The following is a 13,474-nucleotide window of genomic DNA, read 5'->3' on the forward strand; positions in this document are numbered from 1 at the left end:
CGTAACACGATCGTGACCTGTAATGTCAAATATTCCTTCCCAGGCTGAGCTCGCAATTCTCAAACACCTCTGGTCCGCCGGCGCGCAGAGTGCCCGCGAAGTCCAGAACGCCATGGGGCCTGAAACCGGCTGGTCCTATTCGACGACCCGGACCCTGCTTCTGCGCATGACGGAAAAGGAATTAATCCGCCGCGAGGACAGCCATGGTCTCGCGGTCTTTTCAGCGAATGTGGCAAAAGTCGCGCTTATGGGGCAGCTCATCCGGGGCTTCGCCGCCAATATCCTCGATATGGACGGGCCCATTCCAGCCACCGCCTTTGCGTCCAGCAAGCTGTTTACCGAGGAGGAAGCCGAAGAGCTCACCCGATTGCTGGAAGACTCATCTGGTGAGGATGAAGTCTAATGGCGGACTTTGCCCAAGCCCTCACGATCGGCGGATTAACCTCACTCGCGGCTGGGGCAATTATCTGGCTCGTCTTCAGCCGGTCCATGTCGACCGGCACGAGTCCCGCCACATGGCGGCTGGCTCGGCTTGCCTGCCTCATGCCTTTGATGGCGGCACCGCTGATTTACCTTGTGCCTGAACCGGCAGTTCCGTTGACGGCAATAGGGACGGTGGATCATTCCGCTCTGGTTGACGCTTTTCCGGCCAGCGAACCTGCCCCCGCCATAGTCACACCGCATCTGGCAGTCAGTGCCGTCACATGGGTGAAGATATATCTCGCGGGCTTGCTGGTTTCGCTCATTCTGGCCTGTCGGCGGCATTACCAGCGGGCACGGCTTTTGAGGGCTTGCCGCCTGCCGGATGCGGTCGAATGCAAACAGCTGGAAGCAGCAATGCCGGCCGGTGTGCCATCACATATCCGTATTCTGGTCAGCGAACGCCTGCCGGCCGCAATTCTGACTGGGTGGTTCCCGGTGATCATTCTGCCGCAATCACTGTTCGAAAATGCCGCAGCACTCCGGTTTGCGGTCACCCATGAATGCGTACACGCCAGACGCGGGGACGAGCGTGACCGCCTGATCGGCGCCGCACTGACCACACTGTTCTGGTTCCATCTGCCGCTGAAATGGATCGAGCAGGAACTCACAACAGCGCGTGAACTCGCTTGCGATGCTGAAACCGTACATGTGCTGGGGAGCACAGCGCGGCGCGCCTATGCCGCCACGCTGATCGACACAATGCGAATGGCTGCGCCCTCAGCCTCCGCTTTTGGACCACAAGACAGGAGACATAGAAAAATGCGTATCAAGGCAATACTCTCAGGCCATCGTCCCGCCCGGTTTCGCAGCGCTATCATTGCTGCCTCGGCAATGACCGCGGTCATTCCAATGACTGTTGCCCAGGCGGCCTGGATCGACAGGCGGGACACGCCCGCAATGGTTCAACAGATTGAGCCCGTTTTAGATATGACGGCTCCAGCACAGAGCCCAGCTGATATCTATCGCGTGGAACTGGCGCAGAACATGGCGCCTGTCGCCGTCACTTTCACGGCGCGCCCGGTGGAAGGCGGCCGGATATCCAGTAATTTCGGCCATCGTCCGGCCCAACCGGCCGCAGCCCCACCTTTCCATTCCGGCACTGACATTGCTGCACCGGAAGGTACCGCCATTCTGGCTCCGGCGGCGGGCCGTGTCGTCCACGCTGAATACGGCTATGGCGGCAGTCAGGCATGGGGCAATACGCTGGCCCTGGATCACGGCAATGGCTGGCAAACCGTCTATGCACACATGCAGGGGTTCGACGTCACACCCGGGGAGACGGTTACGCCCGGTCAGCAAATCGGCCGTGTCGGAAATACCGGCAATTCAACCGGCCCGCATGTCCATGTGGAAGTCCGGTTCAACGGCGAGCGTCTTGATCCGGCAGATCACGTGCCGGGCCTGCGTTAAAGTCTGGCTCTAACGAAAACGGCCGGGGGAAACCCGGCCGTTCCTGTGCCAGCTTGCGACGGGTTAGATCCAGTCGACCTTCAATATTTCGTAGGATTTGAGCCCGCCCGGCGCATTCACCTCGATCACATCGCCGACTTCCTTGTTGATCAGGGAGCGGGCAATCGGAGAGGTGATGGAAATCTTGCCATCCCGCACATTGGCTTCGTCTTCGCCCACGATCTTGTAGACGGCTTCGGCTTCCGTATCCTCGTCGATAACAGTGACGGTGGCGCCAAACTTGATTGTTTCACCATCAAGCTTCGAGACGTCGATAACCTGCGCCCGCGCCAGCTTGTCCTCGATTTCGGCCAGGCGGCCTTCAATCCAGCCCTGACGTTCCTTGGCCGCATGGTATTCGGCATTCTCGGACAGATCACCGTGCTCGCGCGCTTCGGCAATCGCCTGAATCACCGCCGGGCGTTCAGTCGTTTTCAGGTGCTTCATTTCTTCGTCGAGGGCCTTGAAACCGTCGGCGGTCATAGGAATTTTTGACATGTCTGATTCTTGGCAGTTCTTATCTGCATGGAGGAGAGATCAAATAGAGTAGGATTGCAAGGCGTACGGTTCAAGCGCTCCGTCATCAATCTTCTCGAGAGAACGCACCGCTGCGATTGCAGCAGAGGCCGTGGTATAGCAAGGAACCTTCAATTCCAGCGCTGTACGCCGGATGGAATAGCTGTCTTTGTGAGACAACCGTCCTTCTGTCGTATTGACGATTAACTGCACTTTTCCGTTCTTGATATCATCGACAATGTGCGGGCGGCCTTCATAAACCTTGTTGACGGTGCGGACGGCGATACCGGCGTCGCTGAAGGTTTTGGCTGTGCCTTTGGTGGCCAGGATTTCAAATCCGAGCTTGGCCAGCGCTCGCGTTGCTTCGATCATCAGTGGCTTGTCGTTTTCCTTGAGCGAGATGAAGACTGCGCCCGTACGCGGCAGGTTGACGCCCGCCGCCAGCTGGGACTTGGCAAAGGCGCTCTCGAATGTCTTGTCGATTCCCATGACTTCGCCCGTCGACCGCATTTCCGGCCCGAGCACCGGATCCACACCCGGAAAGCGCGCAAACGGCATCACGGCTTCCTTCACGGCGACATGCTTCGGGTCGGGCCGTTTCAGGCCGAAACTGGCCAGTTTGGCACCTGCCATCACCTTGGCCGCGATCTTGGCAATCGGAATACCGATGGCCTTGGCCACGAAGGGGACGGTGCGCGAGGCCCGCGGGTTGACCTCAAGTACATAGATGATGCCGTCCTTGACCGCGAATTGCACATTCATCAGGCCGCACACGCCAATCGCCCGGGCCATGGCAATCGCTTCGGACTCAAGCTCGGCAATCATATCTTTCGACAGCGAGAACGGAGGCAGCGAGCAGGCAGAATCGCCTGAATGCACGCCGGCTTCCTCGATATGCTCCATCACGCCCGCCACAAAGACATCCTCGCCATCACAGATGACGTCGACATCCACCTCGTCGGCATTGTCGAGATATCGGTCCACAAGAAGCGGCGTTTTCCCGGAGACCACCACGGCCTCGCGCAGATAGCGCTCAAGGCCTTCCCGGTCACGAACGATCTCCATGGCCCGGCCGCCGAGTACATAGGAGGGGCGCAGCACCAGCGGGAAGCCAAGGATTTCAAGCGCCGCCATAGCCTCTTCTTCGGAATGCGCGATCTCGTTGGGCGGTTGTCTCAGGCCGAGCTCATTGAGCAGGGCCTTGAAGCGTTCGCGGTCTTCCGCAAGGTCAATGGCATCCGGAGATGTCCCCAGAATGGGAATGCCCGCCTCCTGGAGCTCACTGGCCAGTTTCAACGGCGTCTGACCGCCATACTGGACCACGACGCCCAGAAGCTCGCCGGACTGCCTCTCCGTTTCGATCAGCTCCAGCACGTCTTCGGCTGTCAGAGGCTCGAAATAGAGACGGTCGGCCGTATCGTAATCTGTCGAGACGGTCTCGGGATTACAATTGACCATGATCGATTCAATGCCTTCTTCCTTGAAGGCAAAAGCGGCGTGACAGCAGCAATAGTCAAATTCGATCCCCTGACCGATCCGGTTCGGGCCGCCACCGAGAATGATCGCCTTTTTCCGGTTGGTTGGCTGGGCCTCATCATCGGCAACACCACCCAGCGGTGCGGTCTCATAGGTAGAGTACATGTAAGGGGTGACTGCCTCGAACTCGGCGGCACAGGTATCCACGCGTTTATAGACCGGACGCACACCCAGCGCCTTGCGCGCCGCGCGGACATCGCTCTCCTCCATGCCCATCAGGGCCGCCAGCCGCGCATCCGAGAAACCGTCAGCTTTCAGCGCGGTAAATCCGGCAGCATCAACGGGCAGGCCCGAGGCCCGGATTCCGGCTTCGGTGGCCACCAATTCCTCGATCTGGCGCAGGAACCAGGGTTCGAAGGCGCAGGCCGCGTTGATTTCCTCAACCGTAAAGCCTTCGCGGAAGGCCTGGGCGATGACGCGCAAACGATCCGGTGTCGGACGCGACAGTGCCGCAGAAACCGCTTCGCGCCGGGCTATGTCATCGACCGCCTCATCCAGGTCGGCGATGGCGATTTCGTCGAAGCCGCTCAATCCGGTTTCCAGCGACCGCAGGGCTTTCTGGACCGACTCCTTGAAAGTCCGGCCGATGGCCATGGCCTCACCGACAGACTTCATCGAAGTCGTCAGGATATTTTCAGCACCCGGATACTTCTCGAAGGCAAAGCGCGGAATCTTGGTCACGACATAGTCGATCGTCGGCTCGAAACTGGCCGGGATGGCACCGCCTGTGATGTCATTGCCGATTTCGTCCAGCGTATAGCCGACTGCCAGCTTGGCAGCGACGCGGGCAATCGGGAATCCCGTGGCTTTGGAGGCCAGGGCCGAGGATCGCGAAACGCGCGGATTCATCTCGATGACGACCATGCGGCCATCTGCCGGATTCACCGCGAACTGCACGTTTGAGCCACCGGTTTCCACGCCGATCTCGCGCAGCACGGCGATCGAGGCCGTCCGCATGCGCTGGTATTCCTTGTCGGTCAGGGTGAGGGCGGGAGCGACGGTTACGCTGTCGCCGGTGTGGACGCCCATCGGGTCGATATTCTCGATTGAACAGATGATGATGCAATTGTCCGCCCGGTCGCGGACCACTTCCATCTCGAATTCCTTCCAGCCCAGCAGGCTTTCATCGATCAGAACCTGGCCGGTGGGTGATGCCTCGATGCCGGCCCGAACAATGGTTTCAAATTCGTCGAGATTGTAGGCGACACCGCCACCGGTTCCGCCAAGCGTGAAAGCCGGGCGGATAATGGCGGGCAGGCCGATTTCGTCGATGGCCTGCATGGCCTTGATGATGCCGGCGGCACGGTCATAGCCGATGATCCGGCCGTTCTCGTCTTTCACCTTCGGCGAGGAAATCACCAGGGCGCGCGGATTTTCCAGTCCGATCCGGTCCATGGCTTCGCGGAAGCGTTCGCGGTCTTCGGCCTTGTCGATCACATCGGCTTTGGCGCCGATCATCTCGACGCCGTATTTTTCGAGGATGCCGCGCTCATCCAGTTGCAGGGCGCAATTCAGTGCGGTCTGTCCGCCCATGGTGGGAAGCAGCGCATCGGGCCGTTCCTTCTCGATGACCTTTGCCACCATCTCCGGTGTGATCGGCTCGATATAGGTCGCATCGGCCAGTTCCGGATCGGTCATGATCGTTGCCGGGTTGGAGTTCACCAGAATGACCCGGTAGCCCTCTTCCTTCAGCGCCTTGACCGCCTGGACGCCGGAATAATCGAATTCGCACGCCTGACCGATAATGATGGGTCCCGCCCCAATGATCAGAATGCTGTTAATGTCGGTTCTTTTCGGCATTCCGGCCCCGTAAAAATTGCGCGCATCTGTCCACCGCTGGGGGCGCTTGGCGCGCGCGGCGGTGCCAGAGGCATTCGGTTGTCGTGCTAGGAGGCGGTCTTAGACCGGATTCGATCCCTTGGCGAGAGGGTTTACCGCATTCCAATGCTGGCAAGTTCCCGCGACATGTTCTCGCGCGCCTGTGCGCCATACCGTGCCTCGAAATGATCGGTATGGAAGAGGCGGGGCCGGTTCAGCGCACCTTCAAGGAATTTCCTCCGCCCGGAATCATACATCGGACGGGGTGCCAGCCGGTATTCCTTTCTAATGGCCTCGGCATAATCGTCATAGACATCGGCCGGTGCACCCAGAATGGAAAAGTCCGCATCCAGAAAGAGCGCGTCATCATGGTCCGCCCCGCCGCCTGCATGATGAGCGGTGGCCTGTATGAGACGGGCAACCCGGGTGACAAGACCGGAATCAGCACCACATCCGGACAGGCGGCGGACGGCCAGCCTGGCACTCTTGTCTTCGTTATCGCTCCGCAGGGGCTTGTAGACGATGTCATGATACCAGATTGCCAGTTCGACCCGGGCAGGTTCGGAAACGTCATCCCAGACCGGGTCGAGCACGTCGAAAAGCGCCTCCAGATGGCCGAGGCCGTGATATTTCCGGTGCGCTTCGCTGTGACGTTTGACAATCTCGGCAAACAGCTTCTGTGAGGCTGTCTTGCCGAGCAAAAGCCGGGCGGCTGTTTTGTCCCATTTGGATCGCAGAAATTCGGTCATGTTACGCCCAGCCTGCGCCAGAGTTGTGGCTGCACGCCGGGCGTAAGGCCGGTGACGCGCTCCGAAATGAGCCAGTGCGCCTGTTCGTGCAAAAGGGGGATGATGACCTGCTGGTTCAGAAGGATGGATTCCGCCTGCCGGTAAAAGCCGGTCCGCGCATTGTCCTCCACGGCCTGGCGCGCAGATGTGATCGCCTCATTAAAGGCGGACGTTTCCGGTGTGCCCGTCTCGAACCAGCCGGAATCATCAGCAAATCCGCCTTGCGTAAACGGCTCCATAAGGAAATTCGGGTCGCCCTTCAGCCCGCGGTCAAAATGCGACAGCGCGACATCGAAATCGCCGCCGTCAACCGCGGAATAAAGATCGACCGGCGCTGTTGCGAGCAATTCAGTCTCGATCCCGGCCCGGTTCCAGTCATCCGCGATCGCTATGGCCAGCCGTTCACGGTCGCCGGATGTGGTCCGCAGCGTGATCCGCACCGGTTCGGTCGCCGCGTTTATCGGTGATGCCGTCTGATCCGTCGGAGGGCGCGGACTGTCGGGCAGGACGGTCTCTGCCACACTGGCGGTTCCATCCATGATCCGGGCAGCAAGAAAGGCGCGATCGGTGACATCTGACAGGTAGCGGCGCAGCGCCGGGCTTTGCAGAGCCTGTCGCTGCAGATTGAGTTTCAGATAGGTGAATTTCGGTGCCGGAAAACTGTGAACCTGCTCGCCCAATTGCGCTCGCAACAACGCGATCTGCGTTGGTGGCGGAGCTTCTGCCAGGTCAAAATCGCCAGCCCGGAACATGCGGGTACGGGTGGCGGCATCATCGACGATTTGAACACGGGCTGTGGCCACGGCGGCCGGCGCATGGCTGTACGCATTGCGGACAAGGTCAAAGGACAAGGCTCCGGCATCCGCAAGCGTGAAGGGACCGGAACCGGCAAAGTTTTCGGGCCGCACCCAGTCATTGCCATGAGCTTCGACGATGTGGCGTGGGAAGGGATAGAATTCACGCATCAGCGTGGGGAAGATCCCGAGCGGTTGTTCCAGACGGAATTCGACCTGCCGGTCGCCGATCTGCCGGACACCGGCCTCGGAGGGGGCCAATTCCCCTGCCAGCACAGCGCGCGCATTCTCGACCGCATAGAAATCGCCGAGCTCACCGCCCGCCGTTGCCGGGTCCAGAATGCGGCGTACCGACCAGACGACATCATCCGGGGTCAGGGGTTGACCATCTGACCAGCGCAGCCCCTCCCGCAGTGTGAAAATCCAGCGCCGCCCGCCCTCCCGGGCCTCCCAGCTTTCCGCCAGTCCCGGTGCGAGGCCCAAATGATCGGAATAATCGGTCAGCGGTGTGAAGAGCTGCTTGTAGAGCAGGGCGGAGGCCGCAAACTGACCGATCGCGGGATCCAGTGAATCCGGCATATTGCCGATCGCCACACGCAACAGGCCGGGCGGCGCATCGCGGCGGCCGGAGCAGGCGGCGGCCCCCAGACCCGCGAGGCTCGTGAGGATGGCACCGCGCCGCGTCAGGCCAAAAGAAGGGGACATCGGGCCTCCGGTTTTCAGACAGTTTCGACAAGGCGTGAGGGATCCGCATCGCGCTTTCTGCGTTCAACGAAATACAATCCGCCTGTGTCCCAGCGCTCGACCGGACCATAATGCTTCATCGCGTCCAGCGCGGTGTAGTGCGAGATGATGGCTTTGCGCAAACGATCCGGGTTTTTCGCCACTGTCCCGCGATGCAAGAGTCGCGCATGCCAGATCAGCACATCGCCTTTTCCGGCAGTGAAATCGACTTTCTCGAGATTCTCCTGCGCGATCTTTTCTTCGAAAAAGGGCGTCAGGACGCGTTCGGAATGGATCGGCCAGGCGCGGGTTTGGCGCACTTCTTCGGGCACAAAACTCAATATCTTGCTTTTCTTGATATGTGGCCATTTGTGGGACCCGGGGACGAACTGGAAGGGTCCGGAATCCGGCGTGATCGTATCCAGCGCAAACCAGCAGGCCACATAGCGTCCGCGGACCTCGTCCGGATTGAGATAATCGTCTTGGTGCCAGTCGCGCTGGGTCGTTTTCCAGCCCGTCAAGTTGAGATTCATCACCATTTCCTCGCCGATCAGCGATTGCAGCGTATCGACGAGGGGTTTGTAGAGGCAGAGATCGCGGATTTCCCGGACGTCCATATAAGGGGTTTCGTCATCCCAACCGCCATCGGCCTGCACGCGTTCGCGGACGCGGCAATAGGCATCGACAATCTCTTCGGGAATGAAATTGCGCAGGATCAGATAGCCATGCTCGCGCCAGTGCCGTTGCGGCTCCGTCAACCGGCTTTCATCGACCTGACGCCGGTCTAGCGGCGGCAGCATATTGTCCGATGGCGCGTCCTCGGCAATGTCCGGCCAGCGGATCGCCGCCTTGTGCGGATTCTGGGCATAAAAGAGCAATTCCTCATCGCCGCCAGCGCCACCGGCAAGCTGCACGCGGCAGGCACCGAACCCGGCCGTGCGGGCGGCTTGCTCCAGACTTTCCGGTGTGAAGAACCAGCGCCGCACATTGGCCGCGAGACCCGGCCATTGCGGACCTTTCTCCTTGCGGATTTCAGATCCGTAATTGGGCGTTGACACCATCAATAGCCCGCCCGGCTTCAGCCTTGCGCGGCAGGCCTTCAGAAATGCGACCGGATCATCCGTGAAGCTGATTACATCGAGTGCCGTTACGACCTCATAGGCGCGCTCCGGCAATTGGCTGTCCTCGATCCGCACGGGCTCCACCGGAATATCGAGATGCCGGGTGCCCCAGTGCGCGATCTCGATCCACGGATCGAGGCCCTGGACCTTCCAGCCATGGGCCCGGCAGTGAAACAGGAAATATCCGGGCCCGGACCCGACATCCAGGACATGCTTGTCCCAGGGCCCGGTCTTCACCACCCAGGGCGTCAAATCCCGGGCAGCTTCCATCATGCGGTCGAACTTGAACGACAGGCCGGAAAGGTCGAGCGCGTTCCAGTCGTCAAGATAATGTCTGGCCGGAAGATGGGTGAAATCGAAGGCGGCGGCCGGCTCACGCTGGGCAAGGCCGCAACGATTACAGGCATTGATACCGGCTTTCTGGCCCAGAGGAATGTCAAAAGCGGGATAGGCGGTTTCAAAAGCGCCGTCGCACGATGGACAGGTCCGGGCTGCCTCCATCAGGCCGTCTCTTTGGCGAGCGATGCGACAAAGCGGTCAAAGACGGCATAGCTGTCCTGCGGACCGGGGCTGGCTTCCGGGTGATGCTGCACCGACATGACCGGACGCGAGGTCAGGCGGAAACCGCAATTCGAGCCATCAAAAAGCGACACATGGGTTTCGACGGCATCGTCGGGCAGACTGCTGACATCGACCGCAAATCCGTGATTCATGGACACGATCTCGACCTGACCGGTCTCGTGATTCTTGACCGGGTGGTTGGCACCATGATGGCCTTGCGGCATCTTGAGGGTCTTGCCGCCCAGCGCCAGCGCCAGCATCTGGTGACCAAGGCAGATGCCCAGAACGGGGATGCCGGCATCAATGACGCCGCGGATTGCGTCCAGCGCGTATGTCCCGGTGGCAGCAGGATCTCCGGGCCCGTTGGACACCACCACACCGTCCGGCATGAGCGCCAGAATGTCGGCGGCGGAGGCTTTGCCGCTGACCACTTTCACCTGCGCACCGGCGGAGACGAGCCGGCGTAAAATGTTGGCTTTCACGCCATAATCGAGCACTACGACAAGCGGACCGTCTGTGGACCCGGCCGCGTTTCCGCCCTCCCAGTCCCAATCACCAATGGACCAGTCGGCGTTTTCGCTCGACATGACACCGGCCGCCAATTCGCGGCCTTCCATGGAGGGGGCGTTGCGGGCTTGGTCTTTCAGGGCTTCAAGATCGAAATCATCCGTTTCGGAATGCGCAATCACAGCCATGGGCATGCCGCTTTCGCGAATACGCCGGGTGATGGCGCGGGTGTCGACGCCGGAAATGCCGATAATGCCGCGCCGGGCCATCCAGCCGGCAAAGTGAGCGGTCGACCGGTAATTGGCGGGCGCGGTCATGTCCGCGCGCATCACCATGCCCGTGGCAGCCCGCATGGCAGCATCGCAACTGGCTTCCTCGTCTTCATCATTCGTGCCGACATTTCCGACATGCGGGAAGGTGAAACACACGATCTGGCCCGCATAGGACGGGTCGGCGAGAATTTCCTGCTGGCCCGTCATGGCCGTATTGAAGCACAACTCGCCGACTGATTCGCCAGTCGCGCCAAGGCCATGGCCCGCAAATACGGTACCGTCCGCCAGCACGAGCCGGGCGTAACCTGTTGGCTTTGGGGCTTGATTTTTTTGCGTCGTCGTCATACGAGCGCGCTCCTTGCAAAAAGAGGGCGGGGATCGCTATCTTTTATATCTTGGTGGCGCGCGAAGCTAGGAGACGCGCCGCAAAGCGTCAAGAAACGATCTGAGCAGGAAAACGCTTTAAAAATAAAAAGCTTACGGATCGTCCGCTAGGCATTGAGGTTATGGGTGACATGTCCATACGTGAAAGAATTCTCTCCGATCTGAAAACGGCGATGAAAAACAAGGATGCTGTGCGCCTCTCGACGCTCCGCCTTGTTTCGACCGCGATCAAGGATCGGGACATCGCTGCCCGCGCGGAAGACCGCTGCCAGGGCTGCGAGTCCGGCGAGATCATGGCGATACTGCAAAAGCTTGCCAAACAGCGGGATGAAAGCGCCGAGACTTACGAGAAGGCCGGCCGGCTGGATCTGGCGGAAAAAGAGCGCATAGAAGCCGAGATTGTCCGCGAATACCTGCCCAGGCCCATGGATGAAGAGGAAATCGAAGACGCTGCGCGCGGCGTGGTCGAGGAACTCGGTGCCACGGGTCTGAAGGATATGGGCAAATGCATGGGCGCGTTGAAGGAACGCTATACCGGCCGCATGGATTTCTCGCAGGCCGGCGCGAAGATCAAAAATCTCCTCACCGACGCAGCGTGAGCCGTCGCCAATCTGCGCCTGATGTCGTAGTCTGCCGTGTTCTGGAACGGCCGGTAACCGCATGCGTCTGACTGACGATTTCAAGGATGAGATACGTGCCCGGGTCCGGATGTCGGACCTGGTCGGCAGGAAGATTCAGCTCAAGCGCCAGGGCCGCGAGTTCGCCGGCTTGTCACCGTTCAAGAAGGAAAAGACGCCGTCCTTCTTCGTCAATGACGAGAAGAAATTCTACCATTGTTTTGCCTCTGGTGAACATGGTGACGCGTTTGACTGGCTGATGAAGATGGAAGGCCTGTCCTTCATGGAGGCCGCCGAGCAGCTGGCGTCCATTGCCGGCCTGCCCTTGCCCAAGGCCGATCCGGATGCCGCCCGGAGGGCGGAAGCGTCCAAATCCCTGATCGAATGGATGGAGCTGGCCCAGCGTTTCTATGCAAGGCAATTGCGATCCGGTTCAGGATCGGACGCCCGCCACTATCTGGAGCGCCGCGGCTATGGCCCGGCCGAATGGGAAACCTACGAGATCGGGTATGCGCCCGATTCCCGCACAGCACTGAAGGACGAGCTGATCGCGGCCGGCGCGAAACCGGCCGAGCTGATCGATTGCGGCCTTTTGATTGCGCCGGATGATGGGGGGGCGCCGTATGACCGCTTCCGTGGCCGTATCATGTTCGCGATCCGCGATCCGCGAAACCGGCTGGTCGCCTTTGGCGGACGCGCCATGTCTGCGAATGCGCGCGCCAAATATCTCAACTCACCGGAAACGCCGATCTTTCACAAAGGCAATAATCTCTACCGCTACCCGCAAGCCCGTAAAGCCGCTGCAGACCCCAAATCCGGTGCGCGCGGCCTGATCGTCGCGGAAGGCTATTTTGACGCCATTGCGCTGGCACGCGCCGGGCTGGAACATGCCGTGGCGCCGCTGGGAACCGCGCTGGGCGAAGACCAGATGCAGCTCCTCTGGCGCGCAGGCGGTGAGCCGACGCTCTGCTTTGATGGCGATAATGCCGGGCGTATGGCGGCCAATCGCGCAGCGGAACGCGCGCTGCCTCTATTGGAGCCGGGCCGGACTTTGCGTTTTGTCTTCCTGCCCGAAGGCAAGGATCCCGACGACATTTTGCGCGATGACGGCGCATCCGCGCTGAAAGAGGCGCTGGGTCATACGCGGCCGCTGGCGTCCATATTGTGGGATATAGAGGCCGAAAAAGAACCGCTGGATGATCCCGACCGCCGCGCCGGTTTTCGCAAACGGCTGCGCGCCTTGCTCTACCGGATCGAGAACCCGGCCGTGCGCGAGGAATACCAGCGGGAGTTTGACCAGAAGCTGGAACAGATTTTCGGCGCAACGCGCCGGTCCGGCGGGCGGTATTTCAAGAAAGGCGCAGCACTGGGGGCGACGGCTGAAACCAAGCGTCTGGTTGAAACCGGACCGGTTCCGGCAAAGCTCCGCCACTTGCTATTGGCGGCCGTGGAATATCCGGAAATTGCCGAAAATCAGGCTGAACGGCTCTCCGGACTGAAATGCGGTCCGCTTGATACACTTCGCGATGCCATTCTCGATGCGATGGCCGAGGGCCATGTTGAACTTTCCGGCGGCATGCGGAATTATCTTGCAGGACAGGGGTTTGCGGCCGTTCTCAAGCGCCTCGATCTGGAGAAACAGCCCATGCGCGCCGCTCTTGGAGGTGACACGGCTACTGTTATCCAGCGCGAAGAGGCTTGGACACGCATCGCAAGCGATTATATGGAACAGACGGGGTATAATATAAAGCGGCAGGAAATGCGGTCTCGGCTCGCCGAGGAGATTGAGAATGACGACGCCGATACAGTACGTGGCTTGATGGAAATCCATCGCCGCGGCAAGGCGCGCCGTCAGACAGACCAATAGGTCAGTCAAGGTCAGGAATTGCGAGCGGCACCACGCCG

Annotated in this window: 10 protein-coding genes; 4 read left to right on the forward strand and 6 right to left on the reverse strand. The window is 60.3% G+C overall.

Features of this window, described 5'->3' with window-relative positions:
• The first annotated feature begins 22 nt into the window (after nt 1–22).
• Both DBR16_RS03035 and DBR16_RS03040 read left to right on the forward strand, forming a co-directional pair.
• Complete coding sequence (locus DBR16_RS03035; protein ID WP_109259743.1) at nt 23–403, forward strand: BlaI/MecI/CopY family transcriptional regulator; 381 nt, start codon at nt 23–25, stop codon at nt 401–403.
• The gene (locus tag DBR16_RS03040) at nt 403–1,893 is read left to right on the forward strand and encodes a M23/M56 family metallopeptidase (RefSeq protein WP_109259744.1); all 1,491 of its coding nucleotides are present in this window, start codon (nt 403–405) and stop codon (nt 1,891–1,893) included. The genes DBR16_RS03035 and DBR16_RS03040 overlap by 1 nt, the downstream gene beginning before the upstream one ends.
• 63 nt (nt 1,894–1,956) lie before the next feature.
• Here DBR16_RS03040 and greA read toward each other — a convergent pair whose 3' ends face one another.
• From greA to carA, 6 genes are all read right to left on the reverse strand, one after another.
• Nucleotides 1,957–2,430 carry a transcription elongation factor GreA gene (greA, locus tag DBR16_RS03045; protein WP_109259745.1) on the reverse strand — a complete coding sequence of 158 codons (474 nt, stop codon included), beginning with the start codon at nt 2,428–2,430 and terminating at the stop codon, nt 1,957–1,959.
• Nucleotides 2,431–2,469: 39 nt separating this feature from the next.
• Nucleotides 2,470–5,784: a carbamoyl-phosphate synthase large subunit gene (gene carB / locus DBR16_RS03050; protein WP_109259746.1), complete on the reverse strand. Its 3,315-nt coding sequence runs from the start codon at nt 5,782–5,784 to the stop codon at nt 2,470–2,472.
• A 131-nt stretch (nt 5,785–5,915) separates the two neighbouring features.
• Nucleotides 5,916–6,551: an HD domain-containing protein gene (locus DBR16_RS03055; RefSeq protein WP_109259747.1), complete on the reverse strand. Its 636-nt coding sequence runs from the start codon at nt 6,549–6,551 to the stop codon at nt 5,916–5,918.
• Entirely contained in the window at nt 6,548–8,089 is a 1,542-nt protein-coding gene (locus DBR16_RS03060) for a peptide ABC transporter substrate-binding protein (RefSeq protein WP_109259748.1), read from the reverse strand. The genes DBR16_RS03055 and DBR16_RS03060 overlap by 4 nt, the downstream gene beginning before the upstream one ends.
• A 14-nt stretch (nt 8,090–8,103) precedes the next feature.
• Nucleotides 8,104–9,729 carry a methyltransferase domain-containing protein gene (locus DBR16_RS03065; protein WP_109259749.1) on the reverse strand — a complete coding sequence of 542 codons (1,626 nt, stop codon included), beginning with the start codon at nt 9,727–9,729 and terminating at the stop codon, nt 8,104–8,106.
• Entirely contained in the window at nt 9,729–10,913 is a 1,185-nt protein-coding gene (gene carA, locus DBR16_RS03070) for a glutamine-hydrolyzing carbamoyl-phosphate synthase small subunit (RefSeq protein ID WP_109259750.1), read from the reverse strand. The genes DBR16_RS03065 and carA overlap by 1 nt, the downstream gene beginning before the upstream one ends.
• Before the next feature lie 170 nt (nt 10,914–11,083).
• On the opposite strand from carA, the gene DBR16_RS03075 reads away from it, so the two are divergent.
• Nucleotides 11,084–11,551, forward strand: coding sequence for a GatB/YqeY domain-containing protein (locus DBR16_RS03075; RefSeq protein ID WP_109260032.1), 468 nt, complete (start codon nt 11,084–11,086; stop codon nt 11,549–11,551).
• Nucleotides 11,552–11,612: 61 nt separating this feature from the next.
• The gene (gene dnaG, locus DBR16_RS03080) at nt 11,613–13,436 is read left to right on the forward strand and encodes a DNA primase (protein WP_109259751.1); all 1,824 of its coding nucleotides are present in this window, start codon (nt 11,613–11,615) and stop codon (nt 13,434–13,436) included.
• Nucleotides 13,437–13,474: the final 38 nt, after the last annotated feature.

Source organism: Hyphobacterium indicum, from assembly GCF_003129605.1.
GTDB lineage: Bacteria > Pseudomonadota > Alphaproteobacteria > Caulobacterales > Maricaulaceae > Hyphobacterium > Hyphobacterium indicum.